This is a genomic window from Paenibacillus plantiphilus, from assembly GCF_927798095.1.
Lineage (GTDB): Bacteria > Bacillota > Bacilli > Paenibacillales > Paenibacillaceae > Paenibacillus_Z > Paenibacillus_Z plantiphilus.
The window spans coordinates 187,772-210,649 of record NZ_CAKMMF010000007.1 but is presented as its reverse complement, the minus strand read 5'-3'; the positions used below and the strand labels follow the sequence as shown (position 1 = coordinate 210,649).

Sequence of the window (22,878 nt, the reverse complement as noted above, 5' to 3'; positions counted from 1 at the left end):
GGAGGCTTCTATGTACTGGGCAATGTTTTTCATTGAGCTGTTCTGCTCCATTATTGTTTTCAGCATGAATCCGCAGAGGGAAGAAGTGCGCTGGACCGCGCTGTTCCTTCTATTCGTAGGCCTTGGCGCGCTTCCTTATATAATTGCCCCTGATCAGTCCGAAATATGGCAATGGATCAGTCTTATTCTCAACTGGACATACTTGTTCCTCGTCCCATGCATTGTCCTGCTAGCTAGCATAACCTACTCCAATGTAAGCACAATACTGCCGCTGCGCCACATAAGATGGCTGGTTTTCATACCGCCGCTGCTGACTTATTGGCTGAATATGCTGCTATACGAGGACCCTTATGACGTTCGACTTCCGACTATATGGATTACCCTTTATTATTCCGCCGCTGTCTTCTTACTCGTATACTCCTACTGGAGAGAAAAGGACTTGATGCAGCGCAGAAACCGACAGTACGCCATGCTCATCATCTGCCCTTGCATCGTTGGAACATTAAGTCTAAATTACTACGCCGAGATTTGGTTTCCTGCGTACGAGTTGCATCTTTTGTTCCCTTTAGTTATCGCGAAATCATTCCTTACCTTTCTCATCGGCGCATTATATCACGGTGTCTTCGGTGTTCGAATTCGATTAGAACGACAAGTAATGGGTTCCAAAGTCCGCTCTTTCGCATACGGCACCTCGTTATTAAATCATACGATGAAAAATGAACTGGATAAAATGAAATACTGGACGCTCAAGTCCAAGCTTTCCATCGATCAGAAGCAATACGAGCCCATCCAAAGCTACATGGAATCGATTGAGCATTCTCAAGGACATCTTGAAGATATGATTCTCCGTATTCACAACCAGTCCCAAGAAATTATATTGAAAGAAACGGTATGCGACATTGTCGATTTGCTGGAACAAGCACGGCTTTCTTCACTTCCGTATTTGAATGAGCGGCGTCTGACCATTACGATCGATAATAAAATGACCTCCCTGCTGCTCCAGTGCGACCCCGTTCATATGTACGAAGTGTTCATGAATCTGATCAAGAATGCACTAGATGCAAGCAAAGATCAGTCATGCGACATCCATTTGCGCTGGTACCGCTGGGGCAATGAATGGATCATCGAATTTCAAGATAACGGAACTGGTATCGCCAAAACCGATTTGGCGCATATTGCAGAACCATTCTATACGACGAAAAGATCAATCGACAACTTCGGGCTCGGCTTATATTATGTCAAAGCTGTCATGCAGCAGCATAACGGATTGCTCGAAGTTCATAGCGAGTATGGGCGTGGAACCGTCGTACGGCTACGATTTCCAAAACGCAGACAACCATCCTGACGTATACATGAATGATCCGGGTATCATTCTCAAAAAGAGGGAGCCTTGCGCAATCATGCAAGGCTCCCTCTTCTATAACGCTATCAAAGTGTATACAGAGACCGTGTACACTCTTTATTCATTATGCTTGTTGATATTTCGCAACAATCTCTGCATAGGACAGCAGCGATGTATTCGGGTAGAGCAGATCTGCCTTAGCCAATGATTCCGGCGATCCCACTCCAACTGCGAACATGCCTGCGCCTTTAATGGAATCTACGCCTGCCGCAGCATCCTCAACTCCGATACAAGCTGTTGCTTCAACCCCCAGCAGGCGAGCTGCCGTCAGGAAGATTTCCGGATCTGGCTTGCCCTTGCTGATCGTAGCCGCATCCACGATGACATCGAACTCGTCCTTCAGGCCGAGTGAGGTCATAACGGTGAATGCATTCTTGCTGACAGAAGCCAGTCCCAGCTTCAAGCCATTGGCGCGGATCTCGGCCAGAAGCGGCTCAATGCCCGGCAAAATATCCGCTGGCGTAATGTTCTGGATCAGCGTGCAGTAATGATCGTTCTTCTTCTCTGCCAGACTGTTCTTCTGCTCTGGCGTGAAATCATTCTGTCTACCGCCAAGGACCAGAATTTTCTCCAGTGAATCCATTCGCGAGACACCCTTCAGCTCTTCATTGAACTCCCGTGTGAACGGAATATTCAAGTCCTCGCCAAGCGCTTTCCACGCCAGATAGTGATATTCTGCGGATTCTGTGATGACCCCATCCAGGTCAAAGATAAACGCCTGAAGTGGTTTGCTCATTGTGCCACCTCTTCAGTCTGCTTCACATCTACCGACACTTCGCCGTTCTCCGGCAGCGTGTAGCTCTCGTTATACAAACCAATGACCAGCTCAGGTCCCTCTTGGGAAATCGTAACCTTCGCCTTGTCTACCTCAATCTTCAGGTAGTGCTCGCGGTAAACGATCTTGAAGCTGTAGCGCTCCCAAGCCTGCGGGATAAACGGTGCAAAGGAGAGCGACTCGTCAGGTGTTCTCATACCCGCGAAGCCTTGTACGATCGACAGCCATGAGCCTGTCATGGACGTGATGTGCAGACCGTCCTCGGTGTCATTGTTATAGTTGTCGAGATCAAGACGCGCAGTACGGTGATACATCTCGAATGCCTTCTCTTCCATGCCAAGCTCCGCCGCGAGGATGGAGTGGATACATGGGGAGAGCGAGGACTCGTGAACCGTCATCGGCTCGTAGAAGTCGAAGTTGCGGCGCTTCTCCTCAATTGTAAATTCATCGTTGAAGAAATAGATGCCTTGAAGCACATCCGCCTGCTTGATGAAGCAGCTGCGCAGAATTTTATCCCATGACCACTTCTGATTAAGCGGACGCTCTTCCGGCTTAAGCTTGTCTACCGTCTTCAGATCCTTGTCGAGGAACGTGTCATGCTGTACGAATACGTTCAGCTCCTCGCTGAATGGATAGTACATTTTGTCTATAATTTGCTGCCACTTGGCTGTTTCTTCATCGGTAATATGCAGTCCTGCTACACGTCCGCCATGACCGCTTGCTTTCAGTTGCTCGATAACCTTCAGCGTGTACTTCAGCGTCCAGGCAGCCATCTTATTGGTGTACCAGTTGTTGTTCACATTGTTCTCGTATTCGTTCGGTCCGGTAACGCCGTGCATCATGTATTGGTCCTTCTTCTCATGATAATGCACGCGGTCCGCCCAGAAGCGGGAGATTCCAGTCAACACGTCAATTCCGTACTGGTGGAGATAATCCTGATCGCCTGTATAGTTCACATAGTTGTAGACGGCATAGGCAATTGCGCCATTCCGGTGGATTTCCTCAAAGGTGATCTCCCACTCGTTGTGGCATTCCACACCGGTAAAGGTAACCATCGGATAGAGCGCGCCCTGCAGACCTTGCTGGCCAGCATTATGGTAAGCGCCTTCCAATTGCGTATGACGATAGACAGCCAGATTGCGAGCCACCTCAGGCTTAGCTGTAGACAGGTAGAGCGGAATGGCATACGCCTCGGTATCCCAGTAGGTTGCTCCGCCGTATTTCTCGCCTGTAAAGCCTTTAGGACCGATGTTCAGACGAGCATCTTCGCCATAGTACGTACAGAAAAGCTGGAACAGATTGAAGCGGATTCCCTGCTGCGCCTCATCGTCCCCTTGAATCTCGACATCTGCAATTTCCCAGCGCTGCAGCCAGCCTGCCTTGTGCTCGTCAAGCAATGCGCCATAGCCTTTGGCTGCCGCTCTTGCCAGTACTTCCTTGCCCTTGGCAACGAGCAGACTTGCATCATGATCGCGGTCCGTCGTGACAGCAACATATTTGTTCAATGTAACAGTCTGTCCCTGCTCAGCTTTCAGCTGGATCGTATTCGCTACATATTCTTCCTCTTGTGCGAAGGATATGCTCGCTACGGAGCCTTCTACCTCTGCCTTCATCGCAGTCGAAACCTGGAAGGTCGGCGTGCCGAATGGATTGTCCTTCGTTTTCATTACGAGACTGGCTTCATATTCCGAAGCTTCATGGCTGATTGGAACCCAGAAATCCTCGTCATAGTTGGAATCCTCATTGCGGATATCCCCATCCAGATAAGGCACGAAGGTAACTACGCCGCTGTAGTTCTTAGGCGTAACTGCATAACGAATAACAGCCAGCTCTTTCTCTGCAATAGACAGGAAGCGCACCGCTGTTATTTCGGTTTCTTTCTCCCCTTGGAGAACAGTGAATTTACGTGTCAGAACACCGTGCTGCATATCGAGCTCACGATAGAATTCCTTCACAGTTGCGTTATATAGATCCACTTCTTCCCCATCGATCAGCACGCGGACACCGATGTAATTGGTGGAGTTAATCACTTTGCCAAAATAATTAGGATATCCGTTCTTCCACCAGCCGACACGCGTCTTGTCCGGGAACCAGACACCCGCCACATACGATCCGCGGTGGAAATCGCCGGAATAGTTCTCTTCAAAGTTGCCTCGCATGCCCATATGACCGTTACCAAGGCTCATCATACTTTCGGCCAGTCGGAATTCTTCCTTGTGGAGTTCGGTTTCAACGATTTTCCAACTGTCCACCTCAAATAACCTTTTCATGAGTTCACCCTTTTTCATAATTTTCGCGCAAACGTTTGCGCACTTGTGTGCCTGTTCCTATTATAATGTTTCGTGAAGATATAGGGAATGACTATTTTGAAGCATTCCGTTACAGACTTAGGAACCATATCGACGATGAGAAAAACGGGCTGCTCCGGAAGCGTTTATCGCTTCATATGGAGCAGCCCTGTCCGTGCAGCTAACTATCATTATTGATTATCCGGCAACCTTTTGCAAATTCGACTCCGCTTCCTTGATCCGATCCAGACTAACACGGTTGTTCTGCAATAACGATGCCAATGTGGCGGACAACTGCTCCAACGTAGCTGACACCTCTTCGCTGATGGAGGAAAGATTCGAAGTAGAATCCGCAATAATCAGAGAGGAGCCGCTAATTTTGTTCATCAAGCCCCCGCTGTCTCTGGACAGATCGTTGAGCTGGGAAACAGCATCGGTAATGGAATCGAAGGACTGCTTCGTTTGCTCGGTGATCCCATTGCTCTCGTTCATGCGCAGCGCCGCTTGATTCATCTTCTGACGGGTTGATTCAGACTGACTCGTGAATTCACCAAGCTGCTCTGAGATTCGTGCGGCTGCCTCGGAGCTCATCTCTGCAAGCTTGCGTATCTCCATGGCGACAACCGCAAACCCCTTGCCATGCTCTCCCGCCCTCGCTGCTTCAATGCTTGCATTGAGGGAAAGGAGATTCGTTTGGGTCGCGATATCCCTAATTGTTGAGCTGAATTGACTCGTCTCTGCCAAGCGGTCTATGAGCAGCGATGTTTCTTTGGTAACAGATTCAATATCATTGGTGAACTGGCCGTTCGTCTCGGACAGCTTGTTCATATTGCTCTTGCCCTGATCGGACAATAACGCCGCTTCGCTGGTCTTGTTCAACAGCACCTCAAAGGAATGAGACAGGTCGCTCACAAGCGTGTTCATCTCTTGAATGGAGTCGCTGATGGATAGTGTGGAATCCACCTGATCCGCTGCGCCGCGAGAAATTTCCTGAAAGGCAATGTTCATCTCTTCAAAGGAGCTGTTGTTCTCCTCGCTTGCTTTGGTCACGGTGTTCAGATGCAGGGTGACGGACGTGACATTATCAAGAAGCGACTGCTTCTGACTGCTCTGCAGCTGAGATAGCTCCTCCGCCCGTTCTCTTGCAGTCTCCACGCTGTTGATCATCTGTCTGGAGACGACGACCAGACTGTATAATACGGCTGAGATCAATATGTAAATAATGAAATAAGTCATCATGGATTCTGAGGCTATCTGTGTCGCCTCACCCTTCCACGCCACGTATGACAGCTGACATAAACCGGCAATAATTCCGAACAGAAGCGGACCCATCTTCATGAAAAGCACAGAGACGACAGCCAGATAAACGATAGAGAATGCCGTACTGCTATCCGGCGATTGCAGCAGGGAAGCCGTTGTATTGAATATGATGCCCGTTACTGCGATGTAGCCGATATGATGGATATATCTTCGTTTATAATGAAAAAACGCATATATGCTTGTGGTAATAACTTGCATGACCATGCTCAGAAGAACGTTTGTACTTGTAGTCTCTTGTGCCAAGGAGCTCAGCAAACCTAAAAGAGTCATCCCGAACGCAATGTACATCGCCACCAAGGCAATGAAATTCCTCCGAACCATATCACGATCCTTCTCAGACAATTGTGAATCCGAATTCTTCACAGACATACGAAGCTTCCTAAATACATTAACCATGCTTGTCTCCCACCTTAATCAAGAAATTATACCGTTGTCCTGTGAAGTAATAAAATCATCTGTAATGTATCTATCGGTGAAATAGCGTCTCTCTTAAAGAGCAATCTCTAAATCATTTTTGCCCCATTCCGGCAGCAGCTGCTCCCTTATAAGCTCAATGAATGCAGCAGTGATTGCCGTCACTGGGTTATGCTGCGCAGTACAGAGAGCAATTGGCCGCCTGAGATCAACATTCGGGACGAATACTCTGGCAACCTCTCCCCGCTCAAGAAACTCTTTGACCGCCATCGCAGAGATGAGATTAGCCCCGTATCCGGCGCCAACAGCTTTGATCGATTCAGAAAGTCCATTGAACTGCATCCCGATCTTCGGCTGCCGGACATTGTAGGTGCGGCACATCGAATAGAACCTCTCCCGGGTAGAACTGCCCTCTTCTCTGATGACGAACGTCTCCTGCATCATGTCCTGCAAGGAAACCTCCTGATTGGCATAGGGGTGCTTCGGCGGAACGATAAACCACAGCTCGTCATCGAATAAGTGCTCCCAGTGGATCTGCGGCAGCTCCCACCCGCCCCCAATAATGGCCAGATCAGCGGTGTGATTGTTCAGGAGCTCGAATGATTCCTGGCTATTCCCGGTAATCACCTTAATCGCGACATCCTCATTGCTGGACTTGAATCGCGCAATCCACTTGGGAAGCAGCACTGTCGCAGGCAAATATGTGGAAGCAATTGTAAGATTCCCTCTTCTTCCTGTCCGGATATCCTTCATTCTACTCTCCATTTCATGCTCCATTGCAAATAACTGGCCTGACATCCTGTATAGTTCATTTCCCGCAAATGTGAGAGCGATCCCTCTGCCCTCCGGCTTAATCAAACTTATACCCAGCTCCCTCTCCAAATTTCTTATTTGCTGCGTTACTGCTGGCTGGCTAATGTGAAGTTCCTTGGCTGCTTTCGTTACCGCTCCGCGCAGGGCCACATGATGAAACACTTTTAATGCATGCAAATTCATCACATTCCAACCTTCCTATTCATACATAATTTCAACTTATCATTTGAGCAATATTATATATTAGATCATTGTAAAATGCTGGTTTATTATTGGGAATGAAAAAAAATCACAAATTGCTGGTGAGAGGTGGAAGGACCTTGATTAGAGAGGCTGCAGACTGTGATATCTCCTCGCTATGTGAGCTGATGTCTGAATTGAGTGGTGGAGGGCATATTTCGGGACCTGATATGCAGAACCGAATGCGGATGCTAGAAGAAAGCATGACTGACAGGGTGTATGTCTATGAGCAGGACGCCAAAGTGCAGGGGGTTCTTGTGCTGCGAATCAGAGAGAATATTCGGGAAGTGAGCAGGTATGGCGAAATATGCGTGATCGTTGTGCATGCTGAGGCGAAGCGCAGAGGGATCGGCAGAGAGCTGATGGTCTTCGCCGAACAGAGGGCCATAGAGCTTGGCTGTAAAGCCGCCTATTTAATCAGCGGGTTTGGACGCAAGAACGAAGCCCATCCGTTCTATCTAGAGCTAGGATATGAGATTACCGGTTATCGTTTCATCAAGCCATTAGAAAGGAGCAGTACAGATGAATCCGCTGCGCCCGCTGCATTTTCGTAAGAACGGAACCTTCAGAATCGTCCAATTCACGGATATCCACTGGCAGAATGACGATCCTGCTGATTGGTTAAGCAGGGACTTGATGCAGGAGATCCTTAATGCGGAAGCACCTGATCTTGTTGTGTTCACCGGAGATATCATTCATAGCGAGCTCTGTGACAATCCGGCGGCCGCATTTGCTCATGCTGTATCAGCCGTCAGTGAGTCGGGAACACCTTGGGCCTTCGTATTCGGCAACCATGATGCGGAGGAAGGCATAACACGGGAGGCGTTGATGACGCTATCAGGGAGGCTGCCCGGATGTATCGCACAACGCGGTCCATCAGAATGCAGCGGTGTCGGCAATTATTCCATTATCATTGGAGGTTCGGAGGATTGTGCCAGAACTGCCGCAGTACTCTATCTCTTCGATTCAGGCAGCAAGGCCCCTCAAGATATTGGCGGCGCTGCCTGGATCGAGCAGGATCAAATCCAATGGTACCGCCAACAATCACTGCGTTATAGGACAAGCAAGAATGGCGGCGCGGTTCCTTCCTTGGCCTTCTTCCACATTCCGCTGCCAGAGTATAACGATCTGTGGGATTTCCACACTTGCTATGGCACTAATCTTGAAGGGGTGGGATCTCCGAGAATCAATTCCGGTTTGTTCCATGCGTTCTGGGAAAGCGGCGATGTGAAGGGTGTATTCGCAGGGCATGACCATCTGAATGACTATTGGGGTTATCTGCATGGCATTTCATTATGCTATGGACGAACAACTGGCTTCAATGCGTATGGGAGAGATGGGCTTGCGCGCGGCGCGCGTGTGATAGAACTGCGGGAGGGCGATGGAGAATTTGCAACTTGGCTGCGCCTTGAGGGAGGCGTCCTTGTTAAAGAACAGCCCCTGCATTCCCCTCTCTACAGCGATCTAGCCCTTCAATTGAAGAAACGCCTTCCCTCTTCTATAACGCGTTAAGCTTCTCGTATTTGCTTGCTTCGCAGCTGTCCGCATGCAGCATCGATATCGGTCCCGTGCTCAAGGCGGACGCTGCAATTGATACCTTGCTTCTTCAGCACGTCATAGAATGCGCTCACCGATTGCTGCTCGCTTCTCTGATACTGGCTATGCTCGTCCACTGGGTTGTATGGGATTAAATTAACCGTCGCAAGCTGGCGCCGGTCGCCAATGAGCTCGGCAAGCTCAAGGGCATGCTCCTTGCGGTCATTCACATCCTTCAGCAGAATATATTCCAGCGTTATTCTGCGATTCGCCTTCTCCAAATAATAGTCGATGGACTTCATCAGCCTGTCGATGGGAATGGCTCGGTTGATCTTCATAATCCGCGTCCGAAGCTCGTCATTCGGCGCATGCAGGGAGACTGCCAGGTTAACCTGCAGATTGGCGTCAGTGAAAGCAACGATCTTGTCAGCAAGACCGCTGGTCGATACAGTAATATGCCTCGCGCCAATGGCGAGCCCCTTGTGATCCTTGATTACTTCCAGGAAATCAACCATGTTGTCGAAGTTATCGAATGGCTCGCCGATTCCCATCACAACGACATGGCTAACCCTCTCATCCTGCCCCGCGTTATCCAGGTGCTGCTGGGCCTTCATAATTTGTCCGACGATCTCGCCGCTGGTCAGATCGCGGCTCTTCGCCAATAATCCGCTCGCACAGAAGCTGCAGCCAATGTTGCAGCCGACTTGCGTCGTAACACATACGGACAAGCCGTATTTATGCCTCATCAGAACCGTTTCGATCAGATTGCCATCCTGCAGCTTGAACAGAAACTTAATCGTTCCATCCGCTGACTCTTGCTTCAAATGCTCGTTCAACGTTTGGATGGCATAATGCTCCTCCAGCAGCTGCAGACATTCTTTATGAACATCCGTCATTGCTGCGAAGTCTGTAACCCGCTTCCGATAGAGCCAATCCCAAACCTGGGTTGCCCGGAACCTCTTATGCCCATGCGCCAACAGCCAGGCCGCCAGCTGCTCTAATGTTAATCCATAGATGGATGTCTTGTTCATTCGTTGTCCTCTTTTCATCTTCCGTTCTGATCTGCTCATAACGCAGCAGCCAGGCTAATATGCTCACTCTGTATTGTCCCAGAATTATTTGGCTAAAACAAGGGAGTAACGCATGCCAGCTGGACGCAATAAAAGCAATAAGCGCGGTCCTGACTGACTGCGTCTATTGCTTTTCATCGATCCGCATATTTACCTGAACAGCACTTTGTCTACATTATATTTGGACTTGAGCTCATTAATAATGTAAGTTTCATAGATCTCTCTATGCACGGGGTCCTCGACGAGACAGACATCGATTCTGGTCACTTCGTCTCTGAACATTTTGATCGGGGATACTGTATCCTCAAAATGCTTCTTAATTCTTGGTCTTAGCTTTCTCGCTTTACCAACGAACAATAATTCCCCCTTGCCGTTGTAAAACATGAAGATGCCGCCCTTATCTCTGGAAATCAGGTGGAAATCAGTAAACCCGTAAATATTGCTAAGCTGCGGAGCAACCTGCTTGTCAATGGTCACATCCGGTGTTGGAATGGTTATGTTAATCACTCATGTCACTTCCTTATTCTATATAGATGTAAATACTATCACAAATCTGATACTGTTGCCATTGTCTTAGCCTCTGCAAATAGAAACAACCCCGCAGCAGCTGCGGGGTTGTTGACGATATGCCAGAAACCATCCTTGCCCTCAATTGCTGCCTACGTGACCGGCAGCGCTTGATGGGTCTCTTTCACTAATCGGCCCATCCACAGCGCCTGCAGGAAGCTGAAGCAGAAGACCAGCGCCAGCGCCCAGAACCAGCCCCGAATACCCAAATAAGAGGTCAGCACTCCTCCTAATGCAGGACCAGACAAGCTCCCCATGAACTGCCAGGAATTCGTAAATCCGAAGGTTCTTGATTCCATTCCTGGGCGAACATATTGCCGGATTTGAGCTTGAACGTTGGGCAGCAGTGCCGCTACGCACACACCCATCAGAAACCGGCAGATAATAATCATCGTATAGGAATGTGCCATCGCCTGTACAACGCTTAACGTCGAAGCAAGAAGCGCCGCTGCTGTAAGCATGGGCAGCGCCCCGATTCGATCCGACAGCTTACCCAGCAGCGGAGAGGACAGGATGACTGCGAAGGAGGTTATCGAAAGCGCGAATCCAATATTGAAGCCCCCGGTCCACCAATGCCCATCAGCCGCCTCAATGAAGAATCCAAGCAACGGCACTGTGCCGATCAGACAAAAGTTTATGCAGAAGGCGCTTATCATAAGCTGCGGAAACGGCTTCGTACGCCAAATCTCGCGAAAATCCTGCCACAGGTTCGTCTTTACTTCTGCAAGGAGCTTCTGTTCCTTTGGGTCCTGAACAAATCGCCACACGAAGATTGTAGCCGTCAGAATGAAGGCGCTCATAACAGGAAAGCCAAATCTGGGCTGAAGGAAGGCGAGAAGCAACGCGCCGATTAGCGGGCCTATTACGGCTCCACTTTCAGCCATCATCTGCATTTTGCCTACGGATACCCCTACCCGATCCTTAGGCGCTCCAGTGACGACAAGAATCATCGAGAATGGCAGAATGCCGGTAAAGCAGCCCTGCAGGAAGCGTAGAACGGCCATCTCGATCTGGCTCCCCGCAGCTGACATAAGCAGTGTCATCAATGCCATCCCCAGCCCCGACCACAGCATGATCGGCTTCCGGCCGATTCGGTCACCCATCCGTCCAAGCAAAGGCATGATCAGCATCATCGCTGCGAAATTGCCGGCAAATATAATGCCCGTCCATGTCGTCAGCTCTTCTGCGCTCAACCCCAAATCACTTAGTTGTCTGGGCAGCAGAGTAATATACATGCTATGGGCTATGCTCATAAACAATTGAACCATCATTAATGAAGCATGTTGTCTACGCCAGTGCACGATGATCCGCCGGATTGATGGCTGCTTCGATCAGCTGAACTGAATTTGTCATGATGCTTCTCCCGCTCTCTCCCTTATTTCAAGATCCACGCATTGATGTCAAAATCATTCTCGGCCAGCTTCTCCTCGACGAGGAAGTTCTTCGTCCCCTCCAGCAGCTCTACCCCGCTATCTGTGAAGGGCTGATCCTTAATCGCCTCGATTGGCGCTGTTTTCTTAGCCAGCTCCGGCGTCGTTTTCTGAATATCAGCAATGAACTGATAATACTCCTCCGGATGCTTCTTCAAATCCTCCAGCGCTTTAAGCCGCGCTTCATTCCACACCTTAGGGAAATCAGGGAATTTCTTCAGATACTCCTCAGAGACGACAGTTGCGTTCGAGCCGTACAGCTCCGGGTGCTTTGTCGCATCATCCAAATGGGAGAAGCCTTCCTCGATGAGCTTGAGGGCATAAACTCCATTGTTCGTCATGGCGTCCACCTCGCCGCGAGCTAGCGCTGCCTCTCCATCAGGACGAAGCATATGAATGAGCTTATATTCCGTTATTCCTTCTTTTTTGAACAAACCGACAACGTATCGATGCATGAATGAACCCTTCTGAATCGCGATGGTTTTTCCTTCCAATTCCTTCAAGCTCTTCAGATCCTTCTTGCCGATCAAATAACCAATATTGTCTGTAGAGGCTTGTGTGATCAATCTTGTCTTCGCTCCAGAGGAACGCGCAAGAATTGCCGGCGTATCCCCCAGACTGCCGATATCAAGCCTTCCGCTAATGAGAGATTCGTTCAAATCGGGGCCGTTAGGAAATCCGCTTAGCTTGATTTCGGTGATCCCGTGTTTCTTCAGCTCCGCTTGAATAATCCCTTTATGCAATCCCCAGCCCTCTGCAGCTCTGGGCAGATTCAATTCGTTAACTCCGATATAGCCATAGTTGAGAACGGTCGGAACTCCGCCTCCCTGCTCCTTATCGTCCGCTGCGTTGCCCCCTTGGCTGCCGCATGCCTGCAGCAATATCAATGCGCCTAGCAGCAGCACCGATATTCCGAAACTGAACTTGTTCCCTCTGCGTCTATCTCTCTGTTGCTGTACCATCTGTATGTTCCTCCCCATTCTCTGTTTCATTCGACCACAGCCTATCTTGTTTTTGCTGAAAGCTGGTACATGTAGTCATGCTTGGCTACCGGTGTCCGGCCTTTTCCCCAGCCAACCTTCTCGCGATAACCGCCGAACAAGCCGAGATTCTCCACATCCTCTTCGCTTTTCAGTGTGATCTGCTCGGGGTTCGGGTCCACATACAGTGCGTCTACCGGGCAATACAGCTCGCACATGAAGCAGGTCTGACAATCACTTTGACGGGCGATAACTGGAATGCCGCCTTCGACTTTGTCGAACACATTGGTCGGACAAACGGACACGCACAAATTGCACGAAATACATTTGGACTCGCTCACTATCTCTATCAATGCAATACGGCCTCCTTCGCAACTTCCTCCTTCTTAACCCAGACCTTGTCAAGGCCGCCGCTAATAAGACGATACTGCTGCGAAGCATCCTGCTGCGGGAAATCCTCGCGCTTGTGCATGCCGCGTGTTTCCGTGCGTTCAAGGGCCGTATTGTACATCCATCGTGCCGTCGCGGTCATTGCCGCAGCTTCTCTCTTCTTCACCGAATGCGCATCCAGCGAGATCGTCTCATTGCGGATATCCTGCCAAATATGATCCAGGGTCGATAACGACTCGTTCAGCCCTTTGGATGTTCGGAACAGATTGCGATCATACGGCGCCACCTCGTCTTGTACCGCGCGGACTCTCTCCTCCGTCTTGTTCGGCTTGGCATCGGACGCGCCTCTCGTTAATGTGGACGACGACAAGCCCTTCAGTGATCGGGTTGACGACGAATCACCCAGAGTCGCTGCGTAGACTGCCGCACCCTCACCGGCAAATGAGCCCGAAGACATCGCCCATGCCGCATTATGGCTGCCGCCTCCGGTGAAACCGCCGCATATCAGCTCGCGAGTAGCCGCATCCCCCGCCGCATACAGCCCCGGAACCTTGGTCGCACAGGTTTCATCCACGATATGGATGCCGCCCGTGCCTCTAACCGTGCCCTCAAGACGGAGCGTTACGGGGAATTTATCCTTGAACGGATCAATGCCCAGACGATCGAACGGCAGGAAGAAATTCGTCTGATTCACGCGCAGAAGCGGATGAATATCTTCCGGCGCCTGATCAAGTGAAGCGTAAACCTGACGCCCCTGAAGCAGATTGCGTGCGATAATGGACCGCCCCCGCTGTGATCCCGCTCCTTCCACGGCCGTCCCGTCTTCATAATAGAAGCTGGCATAACGATAGTAGGCCGTCTTGGTCACAGATGAGAACGTTGGCGAAATGGCATATGCGTTCGAGAATTCCATTCCCGACAGCTCTGCGCCAGCTTCCGCTGCCAATAAATAACCGTCTCCTGTCAGCACATTGCATCCAAGCGCCTTGCTTAGGAAGGCGCAGCCGCCTGTTGCAATAATGACCGCTCCAGCCTGAACGCTCCACGTCTCTCCCGTGTGCAAATTGTAGCCATGCGCGCCGCCGACGCCATGGTCATCCGCAAGCAGCTCCAATGCGGGGCTATGGTCCAGAATGCGGACCCCCGCTTTCAGAACGAGCCTGCGCATCAGCTTCATATACTCCGGCCCTTGAAGCCCTCTCTTGTATGGATTGCCTAGCTCATCAAGCGGGAACGGATATCCGAACTCTCCCAGCTTGTTCATATTCTCATACGTTCGATCAAGAACACGATCCATCCAGCGGTTATCAGCAAGCTGTCCGCCGAGCCCGTATCGGCTTTGCTTCGCTTCCTCCCGCTGCTGCTTATCCGGATTAATGTACCAGACTCCCGTTCCCGAAGGCGCTGTCGCTCCGCTTGTGCCGCAATACCCTTTATCGACCAGCACAACCTTTGATCCTTTGGATACCGCTGTAATTGCGGCCCATGTCCCCGCTGGTCCTCCACCGATTACCAATACATCGGCTGTTAATTGCAGATCCGGTTTTCTCTCGCTCATCTCATATTACCTCCCATATTATCCTTTATAGCTATCCTGCCATTGCAGAAACCTGCGCTCCAGCAGCCGAACGAACGAATCGATCAGCTTGCCGACGACTGCGAACAAGATGACACCGACAAAGATGATTTCCATAATCGAATTTTGCTTGGCAATCGTCATTAAGAATCCAATGCCTGCTTGAGAGCCAATCAGCTCTGCAACGACAAGACCTAGCCAAGAGAGCGCCAGCGACAGCCGCAAGCCCAGGAACATTTGGGGCAGAGATGCTGGAATAACAAGCAGAAATATTTGTTTCCATCGGCTGAACGACATCACACGGGCTACGTCGAACAGCTTGTTGTCTACATTGCGAATGCCTAGAAAGGTGTTGATATACAAGGGAAAGAACGCGCCCTTGGCAATGATCAATATTTTGGAAACCTCACCGAACCCGAACCACAGGATGATGAGCGGCGCGATAGCCAGATGCGGAACCATCCGAAACAGCTGTACGCTAGGGTCCAGCACATACTCCCCATATCGGGAGAATCCGACAACAAGCCCCAGCAGCAAGCCAATGCTTCCGCCAATGGCAAATCCCACCGCCGCACGACCAAGACTAACGCCCAAATGATAGGTGAGATCACCGCTTGCGAACAAATCTCCGAAGGCCGCAAAAATCATCGAGGGCGTCGGCAGGAAAAAGGTATCGATCAGCCCTAAATCGCCTGCCAGCTGCCAGATTGCCAATAAACTGACCGGCAGGATTGCGCCGATGGCGAAGCTGCTCAATCGCGCCCTCCATTTTGCCGAAATTGCCCATCTCTTCTCATTCTGCGCTTTGCGGTCCGGCTGTCCCAGCAGCTCTAACGGCTTGCTCAATTCAGTCACTCCTTCCTATCCCTTATAGCTGTCGCGCCACTTGATAAGCCGATGCTCCAGCAGTTTAACGAACGAATCGATCAGCTTCCCGACTGCGGCGAATACGATGATGCCTACGAATACGACAGCCGTCTTGTTGAACTGTCTGGCATCGGACATTAAATAACCTATACCGGATGTGGAAGCCATCAATTCCGCAACGACAAGTCCCAGCCAAGAAACAGCAAGCGACAGGCGCAAGCCAAGCAGAATATTCGGCATTGAAGCAGGCAGGGCCAAGCGGATCACCTGCTTGAATCGGCTGAATTGCAGCACCCTCGCTACCTCGAACAATTTGTTGTCCACATTGCGTATGCCTAGAAACGTATTGATATAGAGCGGAAAAAAAGCGCCTTTGGCAATAAGCAGCACCTTGGATTCCTCCCCGATACCAAACCAAAGTATGAATAGAGGGGCAACAGCCAAGTGCGGGATCATCCGCAGCATCTGTACGGAAGGATCAAGCGCCCTCTCGGTTTGGCGGAACAGGCCGACAAGCACGCCGAGCTGCAGGCCCAAACCACCGCCTAATAGAAAACCTAGCCCAGCCCGAGTGACGCTTATTTGCAAATGCTCCATAAGCTCGCCGGATTCAATAAGCTTGCCGAAGGCCTCCGCGATTGTGAGCGGTGTAGGAAACAATAAGGTAGAGATGTATCCCAAGTCGCCGAGAACCTGCCAGCCGACAAGCAATGAGACCGGAATCAACGAGCCAAGCAGTACAATCGTCGTCTTCCGCGTCCCTCGATTGGTTAATGCAGTCGTTGGAGCACTCATCGCATCATCTCCTCTCCGAGCTGTCGAGGACGCTTAAATACCTGCACCGCCTACCAGCTCCAGTTCCTCAATTTTGTCGAACTCTCCAAGCACCTTGTAACGAAGCTGCTGAAAGGCTGTACTGGATTTCTTCCGGGGAAACGTCAGATCCACCCGAATGACATTCTGAATCGCGCCTGGTCTGGGCTTCAACACGATGATCCGGTTGGCCAGGAACACCGCCTCGTCAATATCATGGGTAACGAATATCATCGTTGTCCGATTCCGCTCCCATATGTCCAGCAGCACCTCCTGCATATGCGCCCTTGTGAATGCATCCAGCGCACCGAACGGCTCATCCAGCAGCAGCACCTTGGGATTTCTGAGCAGCGCCCTCGCAATAGCTACCCGCTGCGCCATTCCTCCGGACAATTCACGCGGGTATGATTTCTCAAAGCCCTTCAATCGAACCAGCTCTATCAATTCGTCAACCTTCTTACGCACCTCGGGCTTGCGAAGAGACAGATCAGCTGCAATATTCCGTTCAACCGTGAGCCATGGGAACAGCCTCGGCTCCTGGAATATGAATCCTTTATCGATGCCGGGTCCCTCTACCGTGCGGCCTCCGAGACTGACCGTGCCGTTATAATCAACATCCAGTCCCGCTATAATCTTCAACAGCGTGCTTTTGCCGCAGCCGCTTGGACCGATAACCGTGACGAACTCGCCCTCCCGAATGTCTAGCTGGATATTATGCAGCGCTTTAACATCCCCTTTAGCTGAGTGAAAAATCTTACTAAGATGCTGAATGTGTAGCAGGTTCGTTGCGCTCATTAGACGGTCTCCTCCTAAAAAAGGTAATAAAAAAAAGAGACATTCTCATGGTGCTTGAAAGAATGTCTCCGTTTGAACGGTCGTTTATTATTATCATTTCCTTATTCCCTTATTCCCTTATTCCACTATGAATAGTATGAATTAAAGAACACTATATCGTGCTGCTTCCCCTTTGTCAACTGCTAATGTCATTACACTGTGATAACTACTGATATAAAGGAAAAAGGGCCGTTGCGGCCCAAGGTTCGTAAAACTAATCCAATTTTTTTATAGCAACCGAAGCGTTTACACTTGCTTGTGTTCCTCCGATTGGAGTCGCAAGGCCAACCGCTGCGCTAGAAGAATGATTGCGAAGAGTAAGAACATTACCGGCCCCTATAGCGAATATTGCTTGACCGTTGTTTTGCTGCGTTCCGGCACCAGAAGCATAAATAGTTCCAGGAACCAGCGTACCATTTAAGAATAGTGCAAATTGACTCGGTTCTGAACCTGACACGGAGAAAGTAACCTCGTATACACCCGCATTGGCGAATAAAATTTGAGTGCTTCCAGGTGCGTGAGTAATTCCAGGTGTAAGAATACCATTGGTATCAAAAACAACATCTGCCTCTATCGCAACCACTTGAGCCAATAAGTTATAAATGTACGCGAATTGGGACAATCCGCCTGCGGCTCCTGCAGCTCCGGTGGCTCCTGCGGGTCCTACAGCACCGACACTGCCTGCTGTTCCTACAGCGCCTGCAGCACCCACATTGCCCGCTGTTCCTGCTGTACCCACACTGCCTGCTGTTCCTGCAGCGCCCACGCTGCCTGCTGTTCCTACAGAACCCACACTGCCTGCTGTTCCTACAGAACCGACGCTGCCTACTGTACCTGCTGCACCCACACTGCCTGCAGCACCCACACTGCCTGCAGCACCCACACTGCCTGCTGCTCCTACAGCACCTGCTGTACCTAAAGCCCCTTCAGGAATAGTTACATTTACAATTTGCTCTCTGACGACAATTTTCTTACAACAACAGGTTCTCTTCGACAGACGTTTTTTGTTCAAGAGGCATTTTTTCTTCAATCGTCTTTTTCTCTTCGATGGGCATAAAATAACTGTTTTCTTTTTACAACCCTTTTTTCGATTGAGTTGGGAGCACCCCATTCCAACACCTCCATTTAGATTTGCTGTATACTACTCCATTTTTCTAGTGAAGGCATGGACATTTATCCTGTAACTAATAGACGACTATCTATTTTTTAAAAAATAGGTTCCGTGAGAATATATCCATATACTTGTCTCATCGCTTGGTGTAACAAATGATCGATCATAGAGTCCTGCTGGCTTGTATCGATGGTTTTACACTCTTCCCTTCTTCCTAAATAATAAAAAAAAGGCCTGTAGAGGCCTCTCCGCTAATTCAAATCGATTTTATACCTTTCGAACAAACTCAGATTTCAATTTCATCGCGCCGAAGCCGTCGATTTTGCAATCAATATCATGATCGCCGTCAACTAAACGTATATTTTTCACCTTGGTGCCTATCTTCAGAACGGATGAGCTGCCCTTCACTTTCAGGTCCTTGATCACGGTTACAGTATCGCCATCGTTTAGAACATTTCCATTGGCATCTTTGATCACCTTGGCATCTTCACTATTCTCGGCAGCCGCCCCCAGCGTCCACTCATGAGCGCATTCCGGGCAAACTAAAGAGCTTCCATCCTCGTACGTGTATTGTGAATTGCATGCAGGACAATTTGGCAGATCAGACATGATTTATTTCCTCCCATTTATTCTGTTATGGTCTTTAAAGCAGTATTCAAAGCATGGATGACCTTATCACACCAAAGATCGAATTCCTCATCCTCTGTTTGAAGCTCGGGATGGTTTAATAGGTATTCCACCGTTTGCTTAATCCCTTGGTCGAATCTGGTAGTCGCAACAAATTCGGGGACAAGCCTCTTCAGCTTCGCATTATCAAAAACAACAGAATTGGCCTTATCCCCCAGCAAGCCGCCCCTGTAATCCTCTTTGCTGCATGCAGCCAGAAATTCTGATGACACATGAACGGCATGGAGCTTCACACCTAAAGCACTGGCGATTGCCTCGTAAATCTGGTTCCAGGCAACCGTCTCATCCGATGTGATATGAATGGACTCGCCAATCGCATGGAGATTGCCCATTAAACCAATGAAGCCCTTGGCAAAATCACTATTGTGCGTCATTGTCCACAGCGATGTGCCGTCTCCATGAATGATTACGGGCTTGTTCTCCAGCATACGCTTGGCAACCTGCCAGGAGCCCTTGCTTCCATGCACGCCAAGCGGAATGGAACGTTCGCCATACGTGTGGCTTGGCCGTACAATTGTAATCGGAAAGCCATTGTCACGATACTGCTTTATCAAATAATCTTCACATGCAATCTTGTTTCTGGAGTACGCCCAGTATGGATTGGATAGCGGAGTGCCCTCCGTAATTCTGTAGTCGGACAACGGCGTCTGGTAAGCAGAAGCCGAGCTGATGAACATGAACTGCTTCGTTTTCCCCTGAAATAAACGATAATCCCTTTCCAATTGGGCGGGCTCAAAGGCTATGAAATCAGCAACGACATCAAACTCAAGGTTGGCGATAAGCTTGGCTACGCGGTCTTCATCATTAATATCGGCTTGAATGATAGTTACGTTAGCCGGCAAGGACTCATTTCTAGTACCTCTGTTTAGCAGATAAAGCTCCCAGCCTGTTTCCGACAGCTGCTTCGTGATGGCAGAACTAATTGTCCCCGTTCCTCCGATAAACAATGCTTTCATGAAATCCACCTCCATAAATTAACACGCAGATGCAAACAAAGCCTTATAGCCCGTCCCAGGAGAAGCAAAATACGGATCCATCCCTAAGCTTACGATAGCATGCGTTCATTACCAAGACAAATCGTGCAGCAAATGCCAGTATTTATTCATCCTTTCTCCTTAACATGGTATTATTTAGGAAGAATCAAGTCACTAGAAGTGAGGTGTGTAATTGTTGAAGTTACAATGTGTAACGCTGCTTACTCCGATGCTGGAACAGCAGAAAATATTTTATACGCAAGTTATTGGCCTGCCTATATTGAACGATTGTACCGATGCTTTCACCGTCAAGATTGGACATTCTCATTTGAAATTTGAAAGGTCAACCATCGCGGGTGCAAGTCCATTTTATCACTTTGCTTTTGACATTCTGGGGAACAAATTAGACGAAGCAACAGTCTGGTTAAATGCGAGAGGAATAGCATTAAATGGATTGCCGCAGCATACGGATCAGTTCTATTCAGCGACGTGGAATTCCACTTCCATCTATTTCTATGATCCTGCAGGCAATATAGTTGAGTTTATAGCCAGACATAACTTCAATCATTCATCAATGGACCCATTTACGACCGACAGCCTTCTAAATATTAGTGAAATCGGTTTGGTTGTTCATCATGTGCCTGCAGCAAGTGAACTGCTGCGATCCTACTTTTCAATTGATGGATACAAAGATAGTAACGACTCCTTCGCTGCAGTTGGGGATGAGGATGGCTTGTTTATTTTATCTGCAGATCAAAGAGTGTGGCTGGGCTCTAATAAAAAGGCGGGCGTATACAAAACCGAAGTGGTTATTGAAGGAGCAGGTAACAAAGGGGAACTGCTTATTGAGGGTTATCCTTATAAAATTACAGCTTGCTAAATGCAAGTCTCATGGAAATTTCCGGCTTGCAGTGCTAGTCGAAGTGGATTTACAGGCGATTCGATTCGTCGCGGTATACGGATTTGGCTCCTCAACAGACTGAAACCACTCCGAATAATGGAGTGGTTTCTTAGATTTCTTGGGCTAGTCATGGTGCTGTTATTAAAAAATGATCGTTGCTTCTTAGAAATTAGCAGCTACTGATGCTGTTTCTTTCAAGCCTTCAGAGATAATTTCTTCCGTACGGTCCTGAAATTGATTATGGCCTTCAATAATGACTTCAATTGGCTGAATGCCGAACAAGCCAAGCGTCGCCTTCAACGGTCTAACCGCTGATTCCATTGCTGCCATAGGCTCTACGGAATATACGCCTCCACGGGCGTTCAACAGAATGACTTTCTTATCGCCAACAAGACCCACTGGACCTTCTGCTGTATATTTAAACGTTTTGCCTGCTTGTGAAATGTAAGCGATGTAGTTGATCAATGGTGCGGGAGGCGTGAAATTCCAGAGCGGGAACGCAAGAACGATTTTATCGGCAGCAAGAAACTGCTCCAAGTAACGATCGACGATCGCTGCTGCATTCTTCTCTTCCGCTGTGAGGTCATAACCTTGGCTCCGCTTATACGTTCCTGTAATGGCTTCGTTCCCGTAGAAAGGAAGCTCTTCTTTATAAAGATCGAGCTCGGTAATGACATCGGATGGATGCGCTGCTTTATAGGATTCAAGAAAGGCTTCGTACATCTTAACGCTCACCGCTTGTTCTACAGGACGATCATTTGCTTTCACGAATAATATAGTTGCCATTGTATGTTTCTCCCCTATCTGTTGATAATAAAATGTTGTTAGGCTGCCAAGCCCGTCTTATGTGCCAGTTAAGCGGCAATCTTCTATCCGCTGCTTTGCGCTTATGGTCTGCCCGTCAGGGCTTGGGATTCGTTCTCGTTCTCGTTCTCGTTCTCCCAAGGAGTATATGCCGAATTCAAATGCCGCATTACGTGTTGATTGGCATGCACGTCGTTAAATCCTTCACCTCCCCTCCATTCATCGTTACAATCTCCATTTCTATTGCTGCCTGTTGCAAAATATGCAATCAAAACAAGCACATATTAAAATGCAATAACTTTAAATGTGCTTAATACAGGCACATTTAAAGTCAAAATAAAACGCAGCATTAAATGCAACTGACATAAGCACATAATAATCGCTTTGCACTCGTTTGTCTAGTGGACTGCTTATCCAAAAATGTCAGACAAAGAAATCGATGCGTTTCATAACATCCGCAATTGTATATTCCCGTAAATAATCAATCGTACGCTGTTCGGCTTCACGAAGAATTTTTTCCAATTCAACATCCAACTGTTCGCCAGCTTCACCGCAATCTACGTTAAATTCGGGCTCAGAGCAGACGTTGCTCACCGCAGAGTAAATGTCGCCTAAAGTAAGCTGATCTGCAGGAATCCGCAAGAAATATCCCCCGTCTCGACCGCCCTTTGATTCGACGATACCAGCGGCAGCCAACTGCTGCATAACTCTGCGCATAAAGGTCGCGTGTGAATCCACCTGATCTGCAATCATGGCGCTTGACAGCATATTACCGCATTGCGCTAACCATACAATCGAATGAACGGCAATCTTAAATCGAGGAGGCCCAATGTTAATCCCGCGATTTGCTGTACTCAATTCAATCCCTCCTATTGAAGCGGCTCCCATTCTAAATATTACCTTACCATTCAATTGCAACTATATGGAGCACATTATAGATCAAACTTATTTTATTTACAATAGAACAAGCTTCCCTCATCTATATGAAGATCCTTCTGTCCCCGCAGTGGCTTCTGTTTCTATGATTGACGGCATCAGGCTGTATTGCTTTCGAAAAAATGATTGCTCAGGAGTAGTTTACTCGTT

General features: G+C 49.0%; 22 protein-coding genes. 4 read left to right on the top strand and 18 right to left on the bottom strand.

The genetic code is table 11. The features are described 5' to 3' along the window. Positions 1 to 10: 10 nt before the first annotated feature. Entirely contained in the window at positions 11 to 1,345 is a 1,335-nt protein-coding gene (locus L6H65_RS08605; RefSeq protein WP_236340089.1) for a HAMP domain-containing sensor histidine kinase, read from the top strand. 121 nt (positions 1,346 to 1,466) lie between these two features. Here L6H65_RS08605 and pgmB read toward each other — a convergent pair whose 3' ends face one another. The 4 genes from pgmB to L6H65_RS08585 form a co-directional block, all read right to left on the bottom strand. Next, positions 1,467 to 2,138: a beta-phosphoglucomutase gene (pgmB, locus tag L6H65_RS08600; RefSeq protein WP_236340088.1), complete on the bottom strand. Its 672-nt coding sequence runs from the start codon at positions 2,136 to 2,138 to the stop codon at positions 1,467 to 1,469. Then, a complete protein-coding gene (gene mdxK, locus L6H65_RS08595) occupies positions 2,135 to 4,447 on the bottom strand; it encodes a maltose phosphorylase MdxK (protein ID WP_290370337.1) in 2,313 nt (770 codons plus the stop codon). The genes pgmB and mdxK overlap by 4 nt, the downstream gene beginning before the upstream one ends. 216 nt (positions 4,448 to 4,663) lie before the next feature. Continuing rightward, the gene (locus tag L6H65_RS08590; RefSeq protein ID WP_236340086.1) at positions 4,664 to 6,181 is read right to left on the bottom strand and encodes a methyl-accepting chemotaxis protein; all 1,518 of its coding nucleotides are present in this window, start codon (positions 6,179 to 6,181) and stop codon (positions 4,664 to 4,666) included. A gap of 93 nt (positions 6,182 to 6,274) precedes the next feature. Next, the gene (locus tag L6H65_RS08585; protein ID WP_236340138.1) at positions 6,275 to 7,195 is read right to left on the bottom strand and encodes a LysR family transcriptional regulator; all 921 of its coding nucleotides are present in this window, start codon (positions 7,193 to 7,195) and stop codon (positions 6,275 to 6,277) included. A 137-nt stretch (positions 7,196 to 7,332) separates the two neighbouring features. Here L6H65_RS08585 and L6H65_RS08580 point away from each other — a divergent pair, with 137 nt between their 5' ends. Next, positions 7,333 to 7,806 carry a GNAT family N-acetyltransferase gene (locus tag L6H65_RS08580; protein ID WP_307728317.1) on the top strand — a complete coding sequence of 158 codons (474 nt, stop codon included), beginning with the start codon at positions 7,333 to 7,335 and terminating at the stop codon, positions 7,804 to 7,806. Then, the gene (locus tag L6H65_RS08575; RefSeq protein ID WP_236340084.1) at positions 7,775 to 8,764 is read left to right on the top strand and encodes a metallophosphoesterase family protein; all 990 of its coding nucleotides are present in this window, start codon (positions 7,775 to 7,777) and stop codon (positions 8,762 to 8,764) included. Before L6H65_RS08580 ends, L6H65_RS08575 begins: the two co-directional genes overlap by 32 nt. Here the strand turns inward: L6H65_RS08575 and rlmN are convergent. The 12 genes from rlmN to L6H65_RS08515 form a co-directional block, all read right to left on the bottom strand. Further along, entirely contained in the window at positions 8,761 to 9,819 is a 1,059-nt protein-coding gene (gene rlmN / locus L6H65_RS08570; RefSeq protein ID WP_236340083.1) for a dual-specificity RNA methyltransferase RlmN, read from the bottom strand. The genes L6H65_RS08575 and rlmN overlap by 4 nt on opposite strands. 189 nt (positions 9,820 to 10,008) lie before the next feature. Continuing rightward, positions 10,009 to 10,365, bottom strand: coding sequence for a nucleotide excision repair endonuclease (locus tag L6H65_RS08565; protein ID WP_236340082.1), 357 nt, complete (start codon positions 10,363 to 10,365; stop codon positions 10,009 to 10,011). A 152-nt stretch (positions 10,366 to 10,517) separates the two neighbouring features. After that, on the bottom strand, positions 10,518 to 11,693 hold the full coding sequence (locus tag L6H65_RS08560) for an MFS transporter (RefSeq protein WP_290370345.1): 1,176 nt from the start codon (positions 11,691 to 11,693) through the stop codon (positions 10,518 to 10,520). Positions 11,694 to 11,800: 107 nt separating this feature from the next. After that, entirely contained in the window at positions 11,801 to 12,817 is a 1,017-nt protein-coding gene (locus tag L6H65_RS08555) for an ABC transporter substrate-binding protein (RefSeq protein ID WP_236340080.1), read from the bottom strand. A 41-nt stretch (positions 12,818 to 12,858) separates the two neighbouring features. Next, positions 12,859 to 13,188, bottom strand: coding sequence for a 4Fe-4S dicluster domain-containing protein (locus L6H65_RS08550; protein WP_236340079.1), 330 nt, complete (start codon positions 13,186 to 13,188; stop codon positions 12,859 to 12,861). Further along, positions 13,185 to 14,783 (bottom strand): FAD-dependent oxidoreductase, encoded by a 1,599-nt coding sequence (locus L6H65_RS08545; protein ID WP_236340078.1) that lies wholly within the window; start codon positions 14,781 to 14,783, stop codon positions 13,185 to 13,187. The genes L6H65_RS08550 and L6H65_RS08545 overlap by 4 nt, the downstream gene beginning before the upstream one ends. An 18-nt stretch (positions 14,784 to 14,801) precedes the next feature. Continuing rightward, positions 14,802 to 15,647: an ABC transporter permease gene (locus L6H65_RS08540; protein ID WP_371877677.1), complete on the bottom strand. Its 846-nt coding sequence runs from the start codon at positions 15,645 to 15,647 to the stop codon at positions 14,802 to 14,804. A 15-nt stretch (positions 15,648 to 15,662) separates the two neighbouring features. Further along, positions 15,663 to 16,463 carry an ABC transporter permease gene (locus tag L6H65_RS08535; RefSeq protein WP_236340077.1) on the bottom strand — a complete coding sequence of 267 codons (801 nt, stop codon included), beginning with the start codon at positions 16,461 to 16,463 and terminating at the stop codon, positions 15,663 to 15,665. A gap of 33 nt (positions 16,464 to 16,496) precedes the next feature. After that, the gene (locus L6H65_RS08530) at positions 16,497 to 17,276 is read right to left on the bottom strand and encodes an ABC transporter ATP-binding protein (protein ID WP_236340076.1); all 780 of its coding nucleotides are present in this window, start codon (positions 17,274 to 17,276) and stop codon (positions 16,497 to 16,499) included. Between the two features lie 253 nt (positions 17,277 to 17,529). Beyond that, positions 17,530 to 18,345: a BclA C-terminal domain-containing protein gene (locus L6H65_RS08525; protein WP_236340075.1), complete on the bottom strand. Its 816-nt coding sequence runs from the start codon at positions 18,343 to 18,345 to the stop codon at positions 17,530 to 17,532. Between the two features lie 348 nt (positions 18,346 to 18,693). Beyond that, on the bottom strand, positions 18,694 to 19,035 hold the full coding sequence (locus L6H65_RS08520; RefSeq protein WP_236340074.1) for a zinc ribbon domain-containing protein YjdM: 342 nt from the start codon (positions 19,033 to 19,035) through the stop codon (positions 18,694 to 18,696). A 17-nt stretch (positions 19,036 to 19,052) separates the two neighbouring features. Further along, a complete protein-coding gene (locus L6H65_RS08515; RefSeq protein ID WP_236340073.1) occupies positions 19,053 to 20,069 on the bottom strand; it encodes an SDR family oxidoreductase in 1,017 nt (338 codons plus the stop codon). Between the two features lie 211 nt (positions 20,070 to 20,280). On the opposite strand from L6H65_RS08515, the gene L6H65_RS08510 reads away from it, so the two are divergent. Further along, on the top strand, positions 20,281 to 20,967 hold the full coding sequence (locus L6H65_RS08510; protein WP_236340072.1) for a VOC family protein: 687 nt from the start codon (positions 20,281 to 20,283) through the stop codon (positions 20,965 to 20,967). Positions 20,968 to 21,150: 183 nt separating this feature from the next. Here the strand turns inward: L6H65_RS08510 and L6H65_RS08505 are convergent, their stop codons facing one another. Further along, positions 21,151 to 21,774 (bottom strand): FMN-dependent NADH-azoreductase, encoded by a 624-nt coding sequence (locus tag L6H65_RS08505; RefSeq protein ID WP_236340071.1) that lies wholly within the window; start codon positions 21,772 to 21,774, stop codon positions 21,151 to 21,153. 441 nt (positions 21,775 to 22,215) lie between these two features. Next, positions 22,216 to 22,650 carry an RrF2 family transcriptional regulator gene (locus L6H65_RS08500; RefSeq protein ID WP_236340070.1) on the bottom strand — a complete coding sequence of 145 codons (435 nt, stop codon included), beginning with the start codon at positions 22,648 to 22,650 and terminating at the stop codon, positions 22,216 to 22,218. Positions 22,651 to 22,878 lie beyond the last annotated feature (228 nt).

Excerpts from the sequence above, each read along its gene's own strand:
- L6H65_RS08605 (WP_236340089.1), top strand. The coding sequence starts at position 11 with ATGTACTGGGCAATGTTTTTCATTGAGCTGTTCTGCTCCATTATTGTT.
- pgmB (WP_236340088.1), bottom strand. The coding sequence starts at position 2,138 with ATGAGCAAACCACTTCAGGCGTTTATCTTTGACCTGGATGGGGTCATC.
- mdxK (WP_290370337.1), bottom strand. The coding sequence starts at position 4,447 with ATGAAAAGGTTATTTGAGGTGGACAGTTGGAAAATCGTTGAAACCGAA.
- L6H65_RS08590 (WP_236340086.1), bottom strand. The coding sequence starts at position 6,181 with ATGGTTAATGTATTTAGGAAGCTTCGTATGTCTGTGAAGAATTCGGAT.
- L6H65_RS08585 (WP_236340138.1), bottom strand. The coding sequence starts at position 7,195 with ATGAATTTGCATGCATTAAAAGTGTTTCATCATGTGGCCCTGCGCGGA.
- L6H65_RS08575 (WP_236340084.1), top strand. The coding sequence starts at position 7,775 with ATGAATCCGCTGCGCCCGCTGCATTTTCGTAAGAACGGAACCTTCAGA.
- rlmN (WP_236340083.1), bottom strand. The coding sequence starts at position 9,819 with ATGAACAAGACATCCATCTATGGATTAACATTAGAGCAGCTGGCGGCC.
- L6H65_RS08560 (WP_290370345.1), bottom strand. The coding sequence starts at position 11,693 with ATGGTTCAATTGTTTATGAGCATAGCCCATAGCATGTATATTACTCTG.
- L6H65_RS08555 (WP_236340080.1), bottom strand. The coding sequence starts at position 12,817 with ATGGTACAGCAACAGAGAGATAGACGCAGAGGGAACAAGTTCAGTTTC.
- L6H65_RS08545 (WP_236340078.1), bottom strand. The coding sequence starts at position 14,783 with ATGAGCGAGAGAAAACCGGATCTGCAATTAACAGCCGATGTATTGGTA.
- L6H65_RS08535 (WP_236340077.1), bottom strand. The coding sequence starts at position 16,463 with ATGAGTGCTCCAACGACTGCATTAACCAATCGAGGGACGCGGAAGACG.
- L6H65_RS08530 (WP_236340076.1), bottom strand. The coding sequence starts at position 17,276 with ATGAGCGCAACGAACCTGCTACACATTCAGCATCTTAGTAAGATTTTT.
- L6H65_RS08520 (WP_236340074.1), bottom strand. The coding sequence starts at position 19,035 with ATGTCTGATCTGCCAAATTGTCCTGCATGCAATTCACAATACACGTAC.
- L6H65_RS08515 (WP_236340073.1), bottom strand. The coding sequence starts at position 20,069 with ATGAAAGCATTGTTTATCGGAGGAACGGGGACAATTAGTTCTGCCATC.
- L6H65_RS08505 (WP_236340071.1), bottom strand. The coding sequence starts at position 21,774 with ATGGCAACTATATTATTCGTGAAAGCAAATGATCGTCCTGTAGAACAA.